12 protein-coding genes are annotated in these 18,729 nt (G+C 41.2%); 2 read left to right on the top strand and 10 right to left on the bottom strand.

What is annotated here, in order from left to right; all coding sequences use genetic code 11:
* Positions 1 to 1,128 (top strand): carboxynorspermidine decarboxylase, encoded by a 1,128-nt coding sequence (gene nspC / locus IE222_RS07960; protein WP_191271513.1) that lies wholly within the window; start codon positions 1 to 3, stop codon positions 1,126 to 1,128.
* An 82-nt stretch (positions 1,129 to 1,210) separates the two neighbouring features.
* Here the strand turns inward: nspC and IE222_RS07965 are convergent, their stop codons facing one another.
* From IE222_RS07965 to IE222_RS07995, 6 genes are all read right to left on the bottom strand, one after another.
* Positions 1,211 to 3,556 (bottom strand): ATP-binding protein, encoded by a 2,346-nt coding sequence (locus IE222_RS07965; protein ID WP_191271515.1) that lies wholly within the window; start codon positions 3,554 to 3,556, stop codon positions 1,211 to 1,213.
* Positions 3,543 to 3,908 (bottom strand): response regulator transcription factor, encoded by a 366-nt coding sequence (locus tag IE222_RS07970; RefSeq protein ID WP_191271517.1) that lies wholly within the window; start codon positions 3,906 to 3,908, stop codon positions 3,543 to 3,545. Before IE222_RS07970 ends, IE222_RS07965 begins: the two co-directional genes overlap by 14 nt.
* Before the next feature lie 280 nt (positions 3,909 to 4,188).
* Positions 4,189 to 7,434, bottom strand: a complete 3,246-nt coding sequence (locus IE222_RS07980) for a hypothetical protein (RefSeq protein WP_191271519.1) — start codon at positions 7,432 to 7,434, stop codon at positions 4,189 to 4,191.
* Positions 7,427 to 8,779 (bottom strand): glycosyltransferase family 2 protein, encoded by a 1,353-nt coding sequence (locus tag IE222_RS07985; RefSeq protein WP_191271521.1) that lies wholly within the window; start codon positions 8,777 to 8,779, stop codon positions 7,427 to 7,429. Before IE222_RS07985 ends, IE222_RS07980 begins: the two co-directional genes overlap by 8 nt.
* A gap of 46 nt (positions 8,780 to 8,825) precedes the next feature.
* Positions 8,826 to 9,878: a HEAT repeat domain-containing protein gene (locus tag IE222_RS07990; protein ID WP_191271522.1), complete on the bottom strand. Its 1,053-nt coding sequence runs from the start codon at positions 9,876 to 9,878 to the stop codon at positions 8,826 to 8,828.
* 1 nt (position 9,879) lies between these two features.
* Complete coding sequence (locus tag IE222_RS07995; RefSeq protein ID WP_191271524.1) at positions 9,880 to 11,058, bottom strand: response regulator transcription factor; 1,179 nt, start codon at positions 11,056 to 11,058, stop codon at positions 9,880 to 9,882.
* Positions 11,059 to 11,334: 276 nt separating this feature from the next.
* On the opposite strand from IE222_RS07995, the gene IE222_RS08000 reads away from it, so the two are divergent.
* A complete protein-coding gene (locus IE222_RS08000) occupies positions 11,335 to 13,617 on the top strand; it encodes an outer membrane protein assembly factor BamB family protein (RefSeq protein WP_191271526.1) in 2,283 nt (760 codons plus the stop codon).
* A gap of 191 nt (positions 13,618 to 13,808) precedes the next feature.
* Here the strand turns inward: IE222_RS08000 and IE222_RS08005 are convergent, their stop codons facing one another.
* From IE222_RS08005 to nadB, 4 genes are all read right to left on the bottom strand, one after another.
* The gene (locus IE222_RS08005; protein WP_191271528.1) at positions 13,809 to 14,966 is read right to left on the bottom strand and encodes a PQQ-dependent sugar dehydrogenase; all 1,158 of its coding nucleotides are present in this window, start codon (positions 14,964 to 14,966) and stop codon (positions 13,809 to 13,811) included.
* Positions 14,967 to 15,140: 174 nt separating this feature from the next.
* On the bottom strand, positions 15,141 to 16,106 hold the full coding sequence (gene nadA / locus IE222_RS08010; protein WP_223282623.1) for a quinolinate synthase NadA: 966 nt from the start codon (positions 16,104 to 16,106) through the stop codon (positions 15,141 to 15,143).
* Positions 16,107 to 16,211: 105 nt separating this feature from the next.
* Positions 16,212 to 17,048 (bottom strand): carboxylating nicotinate-nucleotide diphosphorylase, encoded by an 837-nt coding sequence (gene nadC, locus IE222_RS08015; protein ID WP_191271530.1) that lies wholly within the window; start codon positions 17,046 to 17,048, stop codon positions 16,212 to 16,214.
* Positions 17,017 to 18,597 carry an L-aspartate oxidase gene (gene nadB / locus IE222_RS08020; protein ID WP_223282624.1) on the bottom strand — a complete coding sequence of 527 codons (1,581 nt, stop codon included), beginning with the start codon at positions 18,595 to 18,597 and terminating at the stop codon, positions 17,017 to 17,019. The genes nadC and nadB overlap by 32 nt, the downstream gene beginning before the upstream one ends.
* Positions 18,598 to 18,729: the final 132 nt, after the last annotated feature.

An 18,729-nucleotide genomic window follows, 5' to 3' on the forward strand; every position in this document is an offset into this window, starting at 1 on the left:
ATGCGGTTCGAAGAATTACCAACACCTTGTTATGTGGTTGATGAGGGGCTGTTGGAAAAAAACTTAAAAATCCTGAACGGTGTCATGGAGCGTACAGGAGCTAAGATAGTTTTAGCACAAAAAGCCTTTTCTATGACAACAATGTATCCCCTCATTGGAAAATATTTAAGCGGTACAACAGCAAGCGGGTTGTACGAAGCACGGCTGGGCTACGAAGAAATGGGCAAAGAGAATCATGTCTTTGCCCCTGCCTATCGTGAAGATGAAATAGATGAAATTATCTCAATCTGTGATCATATTATTTTTAATTCCTTTTCACAGCTGGAGAAGTTTAAAGATAAAGCCCTTAAGGCTGGCAGGAAAATTGGATTGCGCATTAATCCACAATGCTCAACCCAGATTGGACATGCTATTTATGACCCATGTTCACCAGGTTCTAGATTCGGTGTAATCAAAGAGCATTTCCGCCCTGATTTGCTTGAAGGTGTGTCTGGACTGCATTTCCACACACTCTGTCAGCAAAACTCTGACGACTTAGAAACTACGCTTAATGCTGTGGAAGAAAAGTTTGGCGAATGGCTGCCGCAAATGGAATGGATCAACTTTGGTGGCGGGCACCATATCACAAGGGAAGATTATGATATCCCTCGCCTTGAGGCTTGCATTAAGAGAATGCAGGAGAATTACGGATTGGAAGTTTATCTTGAGCCAGGTGAAGCGGTTGCACTTAATGCCGGATATCTGGTTACCTCGGTCCTTGATTTCCATCAAAATGGAATGGAAATTGCGATTCTTGACACTTCTGCAACCTGCCACATGCCGGATGTACTGGAAATGCCTTATCGCCCACCGTTATTTGGCTCAGGTGAAGCAGGAGAAAAACCTTTTACATATCGTCTTGGCGGTCAAACTTGCCTTACAGGCGATGTGATTGGAGATTATTCTTTTGATCAGCCATTAAACAGCGGCGACCGCTTAGTCTTTGGTGATATGGCCATCTATACAATGGTCAAAAATACTACATTTAACGGCATGGCATTACCGGCTATTGCCATCAAAGACAAAAACGGAGATTGCCGTGTTGTCCAACAATTCGGCTATCAAGATTTTAAAATGAGACTTGCGTAGCAACATGCATAAAAGAAAAAAGGATGCCAAAAAGCCTTGTAAAAGACTCTTTTGGCACCCTTTTTTCTTTTCTCTTTCTTAACTAAGATTCCTCACTCGGGATGTGGATTTGTCCCGTCCGATCTTTCTGTAATAGTGTTTGAAAAATGATGTTTGAGAGTTTACTTGGCTGGTAGGGCTTAATTAAATACTCGTTTGCCCCCAGTGCTTTTCCCTTTTCCTTATCATCTAACGCAGAAGAAATAAAGATTGGAATGGTTTTTAAGTCTTCTATGGCCTTAACCTGTTTAATAAACTCCCATCCGTCCATTACATTTTCACCAAGCATGATATCTAGAACGATGACATCAGGGTGATTAGCTTCGATTGAGGCTAACGCCGCTTCGCCCGTTGAAAATACCTTGACGTGAAAATTACTTTCCTCTAATTCAGTGTGTAACAGAGAAGCATGACTAAGATCATCTTCCACGATAATGACGGTAAATTTCCCTGTTTGATGCTGAACTGGCTCTGGCTGTATATCTTTCGTACTTCTTGTAATTCCAGTTACCAGTGGAAAACGAACGGTAAACAAACTGCCCTCTTGAGGAGCAGAACTAACAGAAACATCTCCATCATGTGCCTTGACGATTTCCTTTACAATCGCCAATCCAAGTCCTGTTCCACCAATTTTCCGCCGGTCGGAATTATCTACTCGATAGAACTTTGTAAATAACTTATCCAGCGCATCTGCAGGGATTCCAAGCCCTTCATCTTTAATAGCAATTTTTAAGCTGGAAGCCTCTTCAAAGACCGTCACAAAAATATTACCTCCACCGGGGGAATACTTAATGGCATTGCTTATTAAATTATTAAACACCTGCGATAGTTTATCCTTATCACCAAAAACAACGGTATGGCTGGTTTTTGCCTCAAAATGTATCACATGCTGTGGATGATTGACTTCATAGGCCTCTATAATCGGCTGCAGAATGGGAATGACGTCCTCATATTTTTTTTCATACGTTTGTTTCCCGGATTCCATTCTTTGAACATCCAAGAAGTCATTAATCAGTGCTGTTAACCTTCTGGCCTCCTGGTAAATCGTCGTTAAATATTTCTTTTGGCGCACTGGTTTTAATTCTTTATTCAGCATTAGCTCTGTAAACCCTAGCACACTTGCCAGCGGTGTCCGCAGTTCATGACTGACAGTACTGACAAATTCGGATTTCATCACATCGACTTCATATTCCTTCGTGATATCACGATGAACAATAACTGTCCCAATTTTTTCACCGTCCCGTGTCAGCGCCTCACAGTATACTCGTACAACCCTTTTAGCTGGGCTGTGCTGATGGTAGATGGTGGATGACTGAATGGTTTCTTGCGCTATTACAACCTGATCGAAAAATCGTTTTAATTCGTCCTCATTTTCAACTATTTTTATTAATGCGGCACACCATTCTTCATAATTCTTATGAATGATTGCAGAGGAATTGATACCAGATAGATCACACAGCTTTTGATTTACTTGAATAACTTGTCCTGTTGTATCTATTAATTGGATTCCCTCATTAATAGTATCTAATATATTTTGTGTAAGCAGGCGTTCCTCTTCAGCTTGTTCATATAACTTGCGTAAATCGTGTTCTTTTTCTTGTATGCTCTTGCTCATTTTTTCAAAAGCCCTGGAGAGTAAACCCAATTCATCTTGGCGATTTGCCGCATCTGTAAATACGATCGTATGTCCCTTTGCAATTTCACTCGCTGCCATCGTAAGATTTTTTAACGGGCGTCCAATTTTGCCTAACATATATCGAGTCAGTAAACCCATTCCGCTTATTAATAGCAATAGAATAACAGCACATACTAATTGACTTAGAATTATCTTATCATCTTGCTCGTCATGCAGCTCAATATTGTGCTGTTTCAAGGTATCGGTATAACTTTTTAAATTGCTTTGATACTCGCGGATGGTCTGAGACCCCTTTTGTGTAACAGCAATCCCCGTAATCTCTTCCAATTTACCGGCAGCATCATACAATGCTTTAGACCTTGGCATTGCGTCGTAAAAATAATAGTTGTAAAAGTCCTCGGCATGATTGATAAACCGACGATCATCGTCATCATCTGCCAGCGCTTTTAATGCCGTCAAGCGATCCTTCACAATATGCTGTTGTTCCACAACCTCTTTATAAAAACTAGGTTCCCCATTAAAGGCAAAATAAGCTCGCATTTCAGAAATCGCCAAATTAAACGCATAATTAAGCTCTGATGCATAGAGCTGTTTTTGCTGCAGCTGTTTGTTTGTTGTTTCAAATTGTTTCTGGATTTGGTTTTGATAGATTAATAATGCTGTCATTAGTAAACTGAATGCCACTATGATGGTAATCATTAACATACTAAATTGTTTCGTCAGGCTTGTTTTTAAGTGCTTAGGTCGTTTCACTTAAGATTTCCTCAATTCTGTCGACAAGTTCAAGCGGGCTGAATGGTTTACTCATGAAATAATCCGCACCAGCATCTAATACTTTCTGTTGTTCGGATGCCTGATTTTTAGCACTCAACATCATAATTTTTGTTCCGTTCTGTTCCCTGCGGAGCATTTCAATTAGCTCAAGACCCGTATACACGGGCATCATATAATCTAATAAGATTAGATCATACGTATTTTTTTGGATATGCTGGTATGCTTCTTCCCCGTCACAGGCTTCATCGATGTGATAACCCTCATCTTCGAGCGTATCTACGACCAGCATCCGGAGTACTTCTTCATCTTCAGCCAGCAAAATTTTTGCCATCTTTGTGAATCCCCCCATCATTGCTATTATCTTTTAGGCTGTGTTAAACTTGGCTGTTGATTTGCGCTCCAGGCACGAGCGGTTCGCGGGCGGTTCGGGGAGCCTCCTCGGCGCTGAAAGCGCCTGCGGGGTCTCCCCTGTTCCGTACTCCCGCAGGAGTCTTCGTGCCTTCCGCTCCAATCAACAGGGTTATAAAAATCAACAACGTCCTTTAACACAGCCATCTTTTTAAAAAATCAGACCGGTTAAAGTAAACTTGTTAACCAGTCTGAATATATCCTTACTGTCCTATTTTCATCTCTCGGTAGACATTTTTCATGATGCCGTAGGACTTTTTCAGGCGTTCGTGATAGATTGGCTGCTGCCAGTTATCCCAAGTATAGTGCATCCAGCCCCCTTTCGTATTCGGCAGGCGCTGGACAAGTTCTTTTTTAGCATTGGAGACAAGAACCGCGGCTGAAATGGAATCAATGGTTTCAGAGCTATTGATTCCTTCCTTGGACCAAATGTCACCCATGATCTGTTTCTGACTCGGATCTTTGAAATTTAACATTTGCCATGGGATGCGAAGCTCCAGCATACCGTCTTTAAGATCGTAATCGGCTAAAGAATTGTAATTTTTGGCATCAGGATTGCCATTTCCAAATATTAATTTCCCTGTTTCATAGGAGGAAAACGGCACGTTGATTAACTTGCCATTCCTTTTAATCTTCAATTCTTTATTCAAGGTTAACCTTATCGGATGATAGATTCCATTATTTTTTTGATTGACCCTTGGCTCCGTTTTAATCATCTGAAGGACATGGCCATAGTGATAATAGAACGTATCATAGTTGCTATCGATTAACATTTTAGAGTTGGTTTTATCATTCAGCTCAATGAGAAAATCAATGCCCTTTTCTTTGGCCGATGGAATACCTGGAACAGATGATTGGCCTTGATTTTGAATTGTATCCAATAAAATTGATGTTTTAAAATCTTTTTCATTCCACTTGTCTTTATGATAATCAATGCGAATATACAGAGACCTTTCATCGCTAGATAAATAAACATTCTTAATTGGCCCTTCTTTACTTGTTTGAATCGGCTTTTCATCCCTTGCCAGCCAATCCTTCGGGCTGCCATCCACTGATAATTGAGTTTCTTTTGTATCAGGGTCAAAGCTTAAGAGACCAAAGTGCTGTTCGTTCGTTTGAATATTGTCCCAAAACGGTCTGCGGTCAGGATTATCATAGTCCATCGTATTCCAGGTTCGTTTAAACCATTCATCCTGCCAAGAAAAGACCAAGCCACCGGCCAGCTTCTCTGCCACAATATCTTCATATAAGCTTTTTAACATTTTCCCCTGCTCTTGTTCCGTGTGTTTCCCTTGATTGAAGCCATAGGCATTTTTATGGGTCAGCCCTCGTGAAGCCGGGATTCCAAATTCGGCAACAAGTAAAGGCATATTGTGATGCTGCTTCATGTCATGCAAGTACCCGGCATAGTTATTTTTTTTGTCGCGCTGATCCACATAGTTTAGGTATTTCTCCTCAAAGTTGAGGAAGTCCGGATAATATGGATAGATGTGGTACGATGCAAAAAGCCCTGGGTAAAAGGCCTGTTTCGCCTTAATCACATTCGGGTTAACAGAAACCATGTCTTCTTCTTTATTCGGTTCCGCAGGATGTTTCAATAGATCCGTTGTGACCCAATTGGTAAAGCTCATTGGATGCTGCCAATTATATTTCTTTGCTTCATAATCTGCAGTATAATCCATCATTTCTGCCAGCCAGACTTCAAACGGCGTTGCCTTCTTCGTCATTATATACGTTCCATCGTAACTGGTACGGCCAGGGTTTTTCTCATTTGTTCCCATAACACCATTTGGATCCCACTCCACGCCGATAATCCAGCCCAGCAGATAAGGAGACAGGTCATTATCATAGTTGCCGCTGGCATGTCCAGGCCTTGCCTCTATATTTGCATTTCCATGAATCAAATCAACCGTCCGCTTGATTTCCGCTTTAAACTCATCTGTAACAGCCGGGTCAAAGGCATTCTTCTTGTCCAAAAAGGTTTCTTCATTTACCCAAACTCCCTGAAAAAGATAGAGCGGATCTTTACGGTTCCGATTATGCTCGTAAAGCGCTTGATAAAATGCCGGCGGATGAATCGTATACACACGAATGGTATTCGCATTCATCTGACTGATTTGATCGAACCACCGCACATACTCCGCCTTGGTAATCTTCGTTTCTCCTGGGAATGAGCCTGGTTTGGCAATTCCCATATTCACTCCTTTAATAAGGATATCCTTCCAAGCCCCGTTTTTATATACCTGCAGAAACTGATCACCGGCATGACCGACTACTTTCATTCCGGCTTCTGTTTTGACTTCTGGCTTTATAGTAGCCTTTTTATGGTAGGTCCGCTTTTTAGCTGTCATAATTTCCTTCATCATCGGTACATAGGCTTTCCAATAGAAGGTATCTGTTCTTCCTTTCTCTTCAAAAGAAAATAGCCTTTCCCAATCCGGAATTCCCTTCACTTGATAAAACGAAGGCAGATTTTCCTGATCGGCAAAATCCCCAGCAAAGTAGTAGCTATCATAGGACTCAGCCTGATGGTGAATAACTGCCGGAAAGGAGAACGGAATCTGATGTTCCTTTAGTTTCTGCTTCCCGCTAGGCAAAAGGGACAGCTCAAAGTTTGCCTGAACCTCTTTGGCATCAGAAGCTTCTGTTATATCAAACCAATAATTGTAATCAATATTTTGTTTTAAATTTAAAGCTTTAGAGCCTTTTGCTGTTGCATTAAATTTAACTGGAGCATTAGAAATATCCTTTTCCGTTAAGACGACCACCTGATCCGTATCATTTACAAAAACTAAACCATTTCCTTTATAGGCAAAAGGTTTTCCGTATTGCTTTTCATAGTTTTGCTTTAGCCATACTGGTACCTCATTATTGCTTAATTCATTAAAATAACGCCCCATCCATCCTGTCCATTGGGCATTCAACAATTGATAAAAGTCTTCTCTCGTTTGCGGTTCTGTAGGAGAACCAAATGTATTAAATTCAGCAATAAGAGTTTGATGGTTAGCCATAAGCGATGTACCGATCCGGCTTACTTCATCGGAGGTCATCCCGCCGTACAGTAATTTAGAACGATTACCCTCTTTGTTTTCACCCATATATTCATCCTCATAGACGCCATAACTGTCGGCTACATAGAGGACGTCGTATTTTGATAAATCCTTTGGCAATTCTCTCGTTTTAAACGCTGGCGGCTGATCAGCTGGAACAAAGCCGACATAGTCATCTTTTGGATCATACGCTTCATTGCCGTTTTTTTTCAGCTTGAAGTGATTAAGCAGCCACACAATTCCTTTATGTTCACGATAAGATTGATCCGGAACTGTTTTATCGACAATTAGTACATTTAATTCTTTACTAGGCTGTATGATCCATAACCATATAGGTGAGGAGAATAATAGGAAAAGAAGTACTATTCCGCCTGCCATGATTCCCGTTTTTTTAGTCATTCGATACACCTTTTCTAACCATTTCTCCCCATCCTCTTTTACCAAATAGCATCTCGATCATTCCTTCTACCCTCCAAACTACTGTTAAAGGACGGTACCATAGCGTTTCCGTAAGCGAGACGAGAAATAATATGACAAAGTGCCGCACCTTTGGATATCTTTCCATACTCCATTCTTCCAACAGTACAGCGGACATGGAATAGATCGACCCGTATATCAAAGAAAGGAGGAAAAATAATAGAGCATATTCAAAATGAATACTCCCTGTAAAAACAGCGACAATCAATAAAATATAGCCAATGAGCTCAATCAGCGGACCTAAAAATTCGATAAAAAAGAAATATGGCATGGAAACGAAACCAATCGATCCATACTTTGGATTAAACATCAATTTCCTATGCTTCCACAAACTATCAAACAACCCGCGATGCCATCTTTTGCGTTGACGTCGCAGGTATTTAATGGAGTCAGGCGCCTCCGTCCAGCAAACAGGATCAGGTACATAAACAATTTTTTTATTTAACCGTTTTTCCTTTACCATCCGATGCAGCCGAACCACTAACTCCATATCCTCGCCAACTGTATGGGCGTAACCGCCTGCTTCGATGACCCACCTTTTGGAAAAGACCCCGAAGGCCCCCGAGACGATGAGCAGCAGATTATTTTGGCTTAGCCCGACACGGCCTGTTAAAAATGCTCGCAAATACTCAATCACTTGCATTATAACAATCGGCTTATTGGATAAACCTATACTAATCACTTCACCGCTTTGGATCGTACAGCCATTGGCAATTCGCACACTTCCTCCTGAAGCAATGATTTCATCATCTGATTCAATGATTGGCTTTAATACCTTTAAAAAGGCATTTCGTTCAATAATGGAGTCTCCATCCAGCGAACAAAAATAAGGATATCTTGAGCAATTGATGCCGGCATTTAAGGCATCGGCCTTACCGCCATTTTCCTTATCCAATACAATTAAGTGGGGATACAGGGTTGATTGGTAAATGCCTTTGATTTCCTTTGTGTCTAGTTGTTTGCGAATCACGCGATTTATTTTCACTAATTTAAATCGCGTGATAAGTTTTTCAAGTGTATCATCCGTTGAGCCGTCATTAATAATGATAATTTCATATTCTGGGTATTCAATGCTGAGCAATGATCGGATACTTCCATAAATGCCAACTGATTCATTATAAGCTGGGACCAGAATCGAAACTGGCTTCGTATTTTCTGATTGTAATAGTTCCTCATAAGGCTCAATATCATCCAGCTGGTAGTTTTTCCGGATTTGCAGGAAGGAGAGAGTCAACATACCGCCATATACAACAATAATGATGAGCATATAAATAAGAATAAACCAGCTGCCAACAACTAAAAAATCTGACCAATTAATATGAATGATTGTTCCGCTCCTTTTCCAGCCATTCTATTGCCATGTCCTTTGCGAACAAGTCTTTTGTCTGATCAACTACCATCGTTAAGATACCTTCTCCATCTCTAAATCGTAAAATAGACTTTGCCGCCTCCGACCGCACAATATATTCACGATCTGATAGCAGATAGATAAGCTGTAACTTAAACCGCTCGATTCGCTCCACACCCGTAACCTTCGCGGCCATCATCCGAACCTGCCAATTATCTGATTCAAAAAAGGCAGCTAGTAGGTTTGTATCGATTGGCAGCCCTGAATTGGCATAGGCTTTTAGTGAGCGAATTCTTAATTCCTCGTCGTCTTCACTCAGCAATCTATGCAGAAGCATGTGGTGGTGAGTCAGCTGTTTTTTACCAATCGTATCAATGACTACGTATTGAAGTTTTTTTGACAGTTCGTTAAAGTTTTCGATTAATTCATCAAGCGTTTTCTCCTCAAGGTTGGAAACAATCGATAATAATGAAAAATTCGATAGGTCTTCATGAATGTCTTTCAAATACTGTGGAACCTGAGGGTCATGAAACCTCGCTAACAGCTTTACAATTTGTGACTTTTCGGCAATGGTCGTTCGTCTTTTTTTGTATAACGCATGTACTGATGGTATCAACTGCTTCATATACAAGCCCTCTATTGCATAAAGGGCATTCATTCTTAGACTCCAACGCCCTTTTTTTAGTTCTTTCTTGATAAAACTTGTTAAATACTTATCAGCAAATTCACGAATCCTGTCTTCGACCACAGGGCCGTCTAAAACATTCGAATACTCGGTTAGGAGCTCCATTAAGGCGATTAATTGTTCCTGATTAAGACTGGAATTTAACCATTCACCATTTCCAGTTTGTAAATAATGAAACATGTCTAATTGGTAGTCTTCTTTTAGTTGGAAAATCTCCATTCTTGTTTGATTATTGAAGTATTTCTTGACAAACAAGTAGAAGAAAATACTGACTAACAGGAAAAGCAAGGCAATAAATACAATAAACAGGGCAGCTAGACTTATTTCTATCATCCTATAATTTCATCCTCTTAATCAAATAGCCAAGTCTAGTTTCCAGCTCTAATAACTTGAACGGCTTCGTTAAGTAATCATCGGCACCTAACTGGATTGCACTTGAAATATCATGCTCATTCTTGCGTGAAGTAAGCATGATGATGGTGAATTTATCCTGGTCATCCAGCCCTCGGAGTTTTTTTAGAACCTCCATTCCATCCATCCGCGGCATCATACCATCTAAAATAATTAGATAGGGCCGATTATGTTGTGAATACCAGTTTGACTCATAAAACTCCATTCCGTCTTTAAACGCCTTTATCTCTAGTGTAAATCCTTCAACCATTTTACTTTTACTAATTAAATCCGTCAGCATCGTTCGAATAATCGGATCATCATCTACAATACCGACATGAATATGGTTGTCAGAAACCTTTATTTCACCCTCAGAACTTACTGTTTCAAGCTCTCTTTCTTCATTTCTTTCTACATGGAAAACGAGTTCATCAATTGCCTGTTTTCTTTCTAACTGCCGCCTCACCCTGACAATAAATTCATCTGCTTCAAAAGGTATTACGATATAGTCATCAGCGCCATGCTGATAGCTGCTAACCCGCGTATCCTTTGATGTATCCTTGCTAATAATAATGGCTGGAGTAAAGGGCTGATTCAACTCTTTCCTTATCCTTCTCAGTACTTGCAGTCCGCTTTTTCCCTGAACCATATAGTTAATGATGATGCAGTCGGGGTTTAAATCATTATAAGAGTGAATGGCTTTTTCGGGATTTGCTGCCGTTAGTACTACCCAGCCATTCTCCTGAAGGACTTCCTTGAGAAGCATAATGACAGCCGGGTCATCGTCTATTAATAGAATCAGTTTTTTATCCTTAAAATCTTGTTTTCTTTCGATTATTTCATCAATAGTTGTTAATTCTTCGTAATAGAAGATTGATATTAACGGAAATAAAAACTGCTGCAACTCATCCTTTTCCCATTCCTTTTGATCATCTTCGTTCAATTGACCCATTAAAGCTCGAGCTGCTTCTCCAGCCTGTTCGAATCCAATTGTTGCGGCTGTCCCGGCAATAGAATGAAGAAATCGATATATTTCTTGATGTTCAATCGTTCCTTGGCCATTAAACCACGACTCGAGTTTCGTTCTGACATTTTTCACAAGAGCTTGTATATATTTGTTCATAACCCTCTCCCTTAATCATTAAAAGCATTCTATTTTTACTATACTAAAATTACAATTATTCCTTCATTTCCCTGATAAAGGTTTTTATAACCCTTATATTATCATTTACACCGTTTACATCATATAAATACTATCTACTATTTTTGACAATTTTGTTACTAAAAAAATCCTATTCTAATACGAGGATGGGATAAGCTGTGTAAATAATTTTTTTTAGTTATTTTTGTCATATGAGGGTAAATTACCATTAAAACAATTGAAAGGAGTGTTTATTATTTGAAAAAGGCAAGTTGGATCTTGATTGTTTTATTACTGTTGATGACGGCTGTTGCAGGATGCGGCGGTGGTCAGGACAACGCTAAAAACAATAAAACCGAAGATAACGGAAAAAATGAGGCAAAGTCAGAAGGAGACACTAAGGGAGAAGACAGTAAACCAGGTGCCGACGAACAAAAATCGAATAATACATTGTCTGGTACGGGCTATCGGTCATACCAGCATATGAAGTATCTTGCAAAAACGGCTCCAAAGTTTTCTTCCAATGAACTTTCCAAACCGCCAGCTGGGAATTGGGTAACAAATGGCGGCGACATCCGCAATGGCAGATATTCTCCATTGGACGAAATTACAACATCAAATGTAAAAAATTTAAAAGTAGAATGGGTTACAAGCCTTGGTTCTGGTAAGGAATTTAAATATTCAGGTGAAGCAACTCCGCTTGTCTATGATGGGGTAATGTTCACTGTTACAGGAGCAAATGACGTTCAAGCAATCGACGCGAAAACGGGAAAATTAATTTGGGAATATAAGCCGCAGCTTGCTGAAGGGTTAAATACGGTCTGCTGCGGCTGGACAAGCCGCGGGGTCGCCTTAGGGGACGGCAAAGTATTTGTCGGACTTCTTGATGCGAGACTAATTGCTTTAGACCAAAAAACCGGAAAATTAGTTTGGGAAACACAGGTTGAAAGCTGGGAGAAAGGCTATACCATTACAAGCGCTCCCCTCTATTACGATGGAAAAGTTTATACGGGAATTGCCGGCGGCGAGTACCAAATTAGAGGGTTTGTTGCCGCCTATGATGCTGAAATCGGAAGACAAATCTGGCGGACCTATACATTGCCTGCACCAGGTGATAAAGGCAGCGAAACATGGCCAAAGGACAGCAGGAACTGGTTAACAGGCGGTGCACCTGTTTGGCAGACGCCAGCCATTGACCCTGAATTAGGAATGATTTATTTTGCTACGGGGAATACCTCCCCAGACCTGGATGGCAGCAAACGAGAAGGAGATAATTTATTCGCCAACTCCATCCTTGCACTGGATGCCAATACAGGGAAATATAAATGGCATTTCCAAGAAGTACACCATGATATATGGGATTTAGACCCTGCCAACCCTGTCGTTTTATTTGATGTGAAAATGAAGGGCAAGAGGAGAAAAGGAATTGTCCAAGCGGGAAAAACGGGATGGCTTTATATCCTAGACCGTACAAATGGTAAACCGTTAATAGGCATTGAAGAGAAACCAGTGCCGCAAAATAAAAACCAAAAGACATCGCCTACTCAGCCTATACCAATAGGAGACGCCTTTGTACCGCAAAAAATTACAAAGGAAGATGTTAAACGTGATTTACCAAAAGACTTTAAAGGCAAATATGGGGATATCTTTACTCCTTTCTGGGATAAGCCGGTCACCCTTAAACCATCGCCTCAAGGCGGGGCAAACTGGCCGCCATCAGCCTACAACCCAAACACAGAGTTATTTTATGTGTTAGGAAATGATAACTATTTTGCCTATGCCCATTATGGAGAAGAAAAAGATGAACGGTTTGAGGAAGGAAAAGAGTATATCGGAAGCGTTTGGCAGCCGGTAGAAAAGTCCCCTCACCGCGGTACGGTAACCGCACTTGATATTAAAACAAATAAAATTGTTTGGCAAAAAAATTGGGATACAATTGCTTACAGCGGCATTTTAACAACAAAGGGCAACTTGATGTTTACTGGTCATAACGACGGCCGTATTCTTGCCTATGATGCAACCAATGGCAAGGATTTATGGGAGTTTAAAATGGATGCGGGGGCAAATGCTCCACCGATCACCTATGAAGTCGACGGAAAGCAGTATATCTCCATCTTCGCTGCCGGAAATACACTAGCGGGCACAACTCATGGCGATAAAATCTATACCTTCTCATTAGAAGGCAAATATGGATCTTTAAAGGATATTCCTAAAGATAAAATCAATGTATCACCAGTCAAGAAGGAAGACACCGAACTAGAAAAGAAACAGGCGGCTGATAAAAGTAAATCAAAAAATGAAACCAGCTCAGCTGCAGGAGCAGGAGAAGACGTCTATAAAGGTAATTGCTTAGCCTGCCATGGAGACCAAGGCGCTGGCGGTCACAATGGTCCAAATTTACAGAAGACAAAAATGGATCTCAATGCTGTTATCCATCAAGTGGAAAATGGAGGAGGCGGAATGCCGCCATTCAAGGACACCTTATCCGCGGATCAGATCAAAGCAGTAGCCGAATATGTAAAAAGTCTCGGCGGCGGTTAATACTTTATTCAAAGGTGTCAGGCACCATGTGAATTTTCCACATGCCCAGCTTCAGCGCCTAGGGGCTCGAGATCACAAGCCAACGAGTGAAGAAGGCTAAAAACAGCCTTCTCACCGGGTTGTCTTGTGCTTGTCGCCCCTGACCGAGGTGCTTCCGCTTTTCTTGGTGCCTGACACTAACATATTTTCACTTACTTTTTATCGGAAGATGCTTTTTCTGATAAAGAGATATGAATTAAACGGTCATCTTTATCTGTAGGATTTCCGCGTTTATCACGGTTGCTGGTTATCATAAATAACTCATTGTTATCAACCAGTACATCCCTTAATCTGCCGGCTTCTGCATAAAACTCATGAAGCTGCTTGCTTGCGACATCATACGAGAAAATCTTTTTGCCAGCTAATGAAGCAACATAGAGTTTGCCGTCATTGAAGGCCATTCCTGACGGCGCCCAAGTGGAATCACCCGATTGAACAATTGGCTGCACCATGCCTTTTGCTTCTTCATCCCCTTGAATAACAGGCCATCCGTAGTTCTTCCCGGCTTGAACCAGGTTAATTTCATCATGTCCTGATTCCCCATGCTCTGAGCTATAGAGATTTCCTTTATTATCCCAAACTAATCCCTGAGGGTTGCGATGACCGTAGGAATATACATATGAATTTTTAAATGGGTTATCCTTTGGAATTTCACCAGTTACAGTCATTCTTAGAATTTTTCCGGCCAAGCTCTTAAGATTTTGGGCATTTTCTCCCTTGCCAACATCACCTGTCGTAGCGTAAAGCATTCCATCCGGCCCGATTTTAATCCGGCCGCCGCTATTAACCTTACCGCCAGGGATGCCTTCCAACAAAACTGCATCTTCTTTCCACGTATTACCATCGAGTTTTAAAGAAACAATTCTATTTAAAGTTTCTCCATTTTTTTGATAGGAATGATAGGCAAAAGCCTTTCTTGCCTTTTCAAAATCAGGCGCTAGTGTAAATCCGAGAAAGCCGCCTTCTCCTTCATGGAATATATCCTTTGAAACCTTTACATTTTGAACATCAACTAAGCCCAGGTCCCCATTAATTTGAATTACTGAGCCTTCCCGCTGGCTTAAGAAAAACAAACCACCGCTCTTGTTAATCGTCCACGGAATGTATAAATGATTCGCATTAATACTCCCATCATCAGAAACGGAAACTTCAACTGACTTTTTTGTTACCTCCTTAGCATCCTGCTGGTGCAGGAAATTCTGCTTTTTACCGGCATCGTTTGCTTCATCTTTACCCTTCAAAACAAATGAAGCCCCAACCCCAGCTGCTAAAACAACCCCAAGCACACTATAAATAACTGACCTTTTCAAACTACCACCTCATAAAATATAATTTACAGCAACAGCGTTGACATATTTTCGACTTTTCAAACTCTTCTAAATACAGATAAATAGCAAAAGCAGAGAAAGGCTTAAACTTATGTCCAATAAAAAAAGCAATGCCTGAAATCGGCATTGCTTTTTCCTGAAATTATATTTTAGTACTTACCCTATGGAAATCATTCGGTCAATCGCAAGCTTTGCCCGCTTAGCAGTATCAGCAGGAACGGTAATTACATGCTGATTTTCCTTTAAAGCTACAAGTACCTTTTCAAGTGTGATCATTTTCATAAAGGGACAAACAGCTTCTCGATTTGCTGGGATGAAACGCTTTTCAGGGTTTTGTTTTTCCATCTGATGAATAATTCCTACTTCTGTTGCGACAATGAATTCCGATGCCGTTGATGTTTTTGAATGCGTTAACATATGGCCGGTTGAAAGAATATGCGTTTTATCCTTTGGAAGCTCGCCCTCGGCCATTAAATACATGCTGGAGGTGGAACAGCCGCATTCTGGATGGACAAGGAGTTCCGCTTCCGGGTGCTGTGTCATGACAGTTTCAACCTGATGTGGAGCAATCCCAGCATGAACGTGACATTCCCCCATCCAAATATGAATGTTTTCACGACCGGTTTCCCGCTTCACAAAAGAACCGAGGAACATATCCGGTAAGAAAAGAATTTCTTTATCTTCAGGAATGGAGCGAACAATATTTACAGCGTTCGAAGAGGTACAGCAATAATCACTTTCTGCTTTTACATCAGCCGTTGTATTTACATAAGCAACGACTACAGCGCCCGGATGCTGAGCTTTCCATTCCCGCAGCTGTTCAACTGTGATGGAATCAGCTAACGAACAGCCCGCCTCCAGATCTGGAAGAAGCACGGTTTTCGCCGGATTCAAGATGGCTGCTGTTTCTGCCATAAAGTGAACACCGCAGAATACAATCACCTCGGCATCGGTCGTTACTGCCGCACGTGCAAGCGCAAGGGAATCTCCCAATACATCGGCAATATCTTGAATTTCCGGCAGCTGATAATTATGGGCAAGTAACACAGCATTACGTTTTTTCTTCCACTCTTGAATTTCTTCTATTAAACGGCTTTTTAGTTCAGTAACTGTCATTTTCATGTTCCTTCCCTTTTAGATTAGGCTGAATTTGTGGACTAGCTTTTATCGGTAATTTCACAGTACTTATCTTATCAGCAAATTGAATACCTTTATCGGCGCCAGACTTCAGCTGAGAATAACCTTCACACTAATATCGAGCGCTCTATAGGAATGGGTTAAAAAGCCAAGAGAAATATAATCAACGCCCGTATCTTGGTAGGACGCCAAATTGCTTAATTGGATCCCGCCGGATGCTTCTGTGATGATATGGTCAGGCACTAACTCGATCAGTTCCTTAATTTCAGCAGGAGTGCGGTTATCGAACATAATAATGTCAGCTCTTGCCTCTACGGCTTCTATAACCTGCTCTTTCGTCTCTGTTTCCACTTCAATTTTCACCATATGACCGGCACTTTCACGGACCCGCTCCACAGCCTGTCTAATGGAACCGGCAAAGGAAATGTGATTATCTTTAATCATCACCCCGTCATATAGTCCAAAACGGTGGTTATATCCGCCGCCGCAACGGACCGCATATTTTTCCAGCATTCGCAGTCCAGGGGTTGTTTTTCTCGTATCGCAAATCCTTGTATGAGTGCTGTCCAGCATCTCAACTGCCTGTCGGGTCAAGGCAGCGATACCGCTCATACGCTGAACTAGATTGAGAATTACCCGCTCGCCCTTTAACAAATCAGAAATTCTGCCGGTGACAGCAGCCAATTGCTGCCCGACTTCAATAACGGCACCATCACGGACAAATAACTCCACTTCAATTTGCGGATTCAGCAGTTCAAATCCCGTTTTAATTACATCTTCCCCGCAAAAGACCCCGTTTTCTTTTGCCAAAAAGACAATCCTTCCGTTCGTATTCTCTGAAAAAATTAAATCTGTCGTTATATCCTGTTCTCCAATATCTTCGATAAAAAATTGCTCAATAGATGACCGCAGTTTCAACTTGTTCATAATTCACCATCACTTCCCCTTTGTGCTTGTGAATGATCGTTTTTTTATACCAATTTTCTTCTTCAGCAGGAAAATCACTGCGAAAATGGCCGCCGCGGCTTTCCGTACGGCGCAAGGCTGCATCCGTTATAAGGTAAGCTGTGATATACATAAAAATGGCGGTTATATCTTCAATCGAATAAAAATCAAGCTCTATCATTTCTTTTACAGGCAATGTTTGCTCCAGCCAATTTTTCTGTTCTTCCAAAAGCTCTTTAGAACGTACAATGCCAACTGTTTTCATCATCCGATCCTTTAGGAATTGGACATCCGGAAGAGCAGCCTGTTTTCCTTGTTTCAATTTGACAGGTGTAAGGAATTTCGGAATTGGATACGTTTCCACATTAGTATTGATCCATTGTGACAGCTTTTTCCCTTGGTAAAGGCCCTCTAATAGGGAATTGCTTGCCAGGCGGTTGGCGCCATGAAGGCCTGTACATGCCGCCTCCCCAATGGCGAACAGCCCATTAAGAGAGGTACGCCCTAATAAATCCGTCTTAATGCCGCCCATTAAAAAGTGACTTCCCGGAACTACGGGAATTCTCCCTTCTGACAGATTAATTCCGTTGTTTTCGCAAATAGCGGTAATCGAAGGAAATCTCTTTTTAAAATCGGTAATAGAACTAATATCTAAAAATACGTTATGTCCTTTTTCGATATAGTTAAAAATCGTCTGAGAAACCACATGTCTTGGGGCAAGGTCTTTTAAGGGATGGGTTCCCTCCATAATCGGCGTTCCATCCTCAGTAACCAAAACAGCTCCTTCTCCTCTTACAGCTTCGGAAATTAGCCCTATTGTTTGTCCATTTTTATATAAAAGTGTCGGGTGGAATTGCATAAATTCCATATCAGTAATTTCAGCACCGGCTAAGTAAGCCATAGCTATCCCATCCCCAGTAACCGTTGGCGCACCTGAACAAAAACGATAAAGCTGGCCGCAGCCGCCGGTTGCAAGGACGACATATTCTCCGTAAAAATAGTGAATGGTACCGTCCTTGCCTTTCGCTTTGACACCGATACACCGGTTCTGGTCTTGATCGAGAATTAGTTGATAAGCAAAAACATTCTCTTCCACCCTTATATTGTCTGTTAAACTACGAATCAAGTAATCTATGATATTTTTTCCTGTTGCATCCCCGCCGCTATGAACAATTCGTTTCTCACTATGAGCACCTTCAAGACCTAGAAGAAGGCTTCCGTCTTCGGCCTGGTCAAAAATATGATCTTCTTTTGAAAGCTCTTGAATCATCTGGGGGGCTTCGTTCAAAATTTCACGAACGGAGTCCTCATCATTATGAAATCTTCCTGCTTCAAGGGTGTCGGCGAAATGCTTTGAAGGGTTATCATGCATTCCGATGGCAGCCGCAATCCCGCCCTGTGCCAAGTAAGAATTTGTATTCGTTATATTGGACTTTGTGAGAATCCTCACATTTTTATCCTGACTAATCAGAGTAGCCAGCCTTAATGCCGCAACCCCGCTCCCAACAATTAAAACGTCATTCATTTCCATAAGTGAGCACTCCCTAGTATAAACAGGTGTCTTGACATATATATTTACACATATTCACAATAAATACAAGACTTTTTTTAAATGAAACAGGGGGGCGGTTCTTCTGCTTCTGAAGCAGAGAGCCGTCCCCCT

The organism is Neobacillus kokaensis, assembly GCF_014656545.1.
GTDB lineage: Bacteria > Bacillota > Bacilli > Bacillales > Cytobacillaceae > Neobacillus > Neobacillus kokaensis.